The sequence below is a fragment of the Roseateles sp. P5_E11 genome, assembly GCF_054049355.1.
The window spans coordinates 1-2,017 of sequence record NZ_JBFUMO010000811.1 but is presented as its reverse complement, the minus strand read 5'-3'; the positions used below and the strand labels follow the sequence as shown (position 1 = coordinate 2,017).

3 protein-coding genes are annotated in these 2,017 nt (G+C 69.5%); 2 read left to right on the top strand and 1 reads right to left on the bottom strand.

Features of this window, described 5'->3' with window-relative positions; genetic code table 11:
• Together ACXJKR_RS30920 and ACXJKR_RS30915 are read left to right on the top strand one after the other, a co-directional pair.
• Nucleotides 1-877: LysR family transcriptional regulator (locus ACXJKR_RS30920; RefSeq protein ID WP_457326103.1), on the top strand; the 877-nt coding region annotated here is incomplete at its 5' end.
• Nucleotides 874-1,479 carry a M15 family metallopeptidase gene (locus ACXJKR_RS30915; RefSeq protein ID WP_457326102.1) on the top strand — a complete coding sequence of 202 codons (606 nt, stop codon included), beginning with the start codon at nucleotides 874-876 and terminating at the stop codon, nucleotides 1,477-1,479. The genes ACXJKR_RS30920 and ACXJKR_RS30915, both read left to right, overlap by 4 nt.
• Here ACXJKR_RS30915 and ACXJKR_RS30910 read toward each other — a convergent pair.
• A complete protein-coding gene (locus tag ACXJKR_RS30910) occupies nucleotides 1,451-1,933 on the bottom strand; it encodes a GNAT family N-acetyltransferase (protein WP_457326101.1) in 483 nt (160 codons plus the stop codon). The genes ACXJKR_RS30915 and ACXJKR_RS30910 overlap by 29 nt on opposite strands.
• Nucleotides 1,934-2,017: the final 84 nt, after the last annotated feature.

Below are 2,017 nucleotides of genomic sequence, written 5' to 3'. Positions count from 1 at the left end.
CTTCCACGCCATCATGCAGGCCGGCACCATCAGCGGCGCCGCCCAGCTGCTGCACATTTCCCAGCCGGCCGTGACCAAGGTGCTGCAGCATTGCGAGCTGCAGCTCGGCATGGCGCTGTTCGACCGCGTACGCGGCAAGCTCTATCCGACGCCCGAGGCCCAGCGCCTCTTCGTCGAGATCGACAAGCTCAACCGCGATCTCGTCGGCATCCGCCGCCTGGCGGCCAACCTGAAGAGCGGCGAGAGCGAGCAGGTGCGCCTCGTCGCCACACCAGCCCTCGCGATGGCCATCGTGCCCGCCGCGATGACGCCCTGGTGCAAGGCCTACCCGAACGCGAGCTGCTCGCTGGCCACCCATCACACGCGCGAGATCGTGTCGGCCCTGCTGCTGGGCGAGGCCGACCTGGCCTTGTCGCTGCAGGACCCGCGCCATCCCGGCATCAAGGCCGAGGTCATCGCCAGCGGCGCCATGGTTGCCCTGTGCCCCTTGAACAGCCCCGAGGCCAAGGGCGAGGGGCCGCTGGGCCTGGCCGACATCCGCACCGAGATCGTCGGCCTGCAGAGCGACGACCCGCTCGCCGGCCTGCTGCACCACGCCGGCGAGGCCCTGGGCCAGCCGCTGGCCAGCCGCATCACCGTGCAGACCTACCAGCTCGCACGCGCCCTCGTCGAGGCCGGTGTGGGCATGACGCTGGTGGACCCCTTCACCGCCGCCAGCGCCGACGCCAGCAAGGTCCGCGTGCGGCCGCTGTCACCCACCGTGCCGGTGCAGCTCTATCTGCTCAGCGCCGCCAGCGCGCCGCTGGGCCAGGCCTCGCGCCGCCTGGTCAAGTTCATCACGGCCGCTGCGCACGAACACCTTTCTCGACTGCCGTGATTCGCATCGAAGACATTGCCTCGCATTCGGACTTCCGCCCGCTCGCCTCGCTGCAGCACGGCATCGCCGTGGATCTGCGCTACGCGACGGCCGACAACTTCGTCGGCCATTCCGTTTACGCCGGCATCGACTGCGCCTGGCTGCGCCGCGAGGCCGCGGACGCGCTGGAGCAGGCCGCCGCATGGCTGCATGAGCGCCGCCCCGGCTACCGCCTGCTCGTGCTGGACGCCCTGCGCCCCCAGCGCGTGCAGCAGCGCCTGTGGGACGAGCTGCAGGGCACGCCGTTGACGATGTATCTCGCCAGCCCCGAGCGCGGCTCCATCCACAGTTTTGGCATGGCCGTGGACCTGACGCTGCTCGACCCGCAAGGCCGCGAGGTCGACATGGGCAGCGGCTTCGACGAGATGACGCTGGCCTCCCACCCCGACCACGAGGCCGAGCACCTGGCCCTGGGCGCGCTGACGCCCGAACACCTTGTGGAGCGTGGCTGGCTGCGCGCAGCGATGCGCGAGGCGGGCTTTCACGGCATCGCCACCGAGTGGTGGCATTTCGACTTCGGCGACCGCGTCGCGGTCAGGCGGGATCTGCCGCGGGTGCTTTGACGTCGATGCGCTTCTCCATGAAGACGCTCAAGGGATCGTCGGCATAGCCGCCGTAGGGCCCGCGGTGGACGTAGCCGCATCGGGCATACAGCGCCAGCGCTTCGAGCTGGTAGGGCCCCGACTCCAGCGTCACCAGCCTGCAACCCCGAGCGGCCGCTTCGGCTTCCAGCTCGGACAGCAGCCGCTGGGCCAGCCCCTGACCACGTGCCGCCGGGCTGATGAACATGCGCTTGAGCTCGCCGAACTCCGGGGTCAGCACGACTGCGCCGCAGCCCACGGCCCGCCCCACCGTATCCCGGGCCACGGCGAAGACGACGTTCGGCTGGGTCAGCGAAGCCAGGTCCAAGGCATACCGGGCTTCGGGCGGATAAAGGGTGTCCTGGTAGGCGTCCAACTCGGCGATGAGGGCGATGACCTCCGGCTGGTTGGCAGATTCAAAGGTGATGCTCGTCAAGCAAATGGCTCCATGGCTTGTAGGGAAGGCATAACTCGCCTGACGCGCTGGTCTGCGTCACGGCCTGCTCACTCAGTTAGGTGG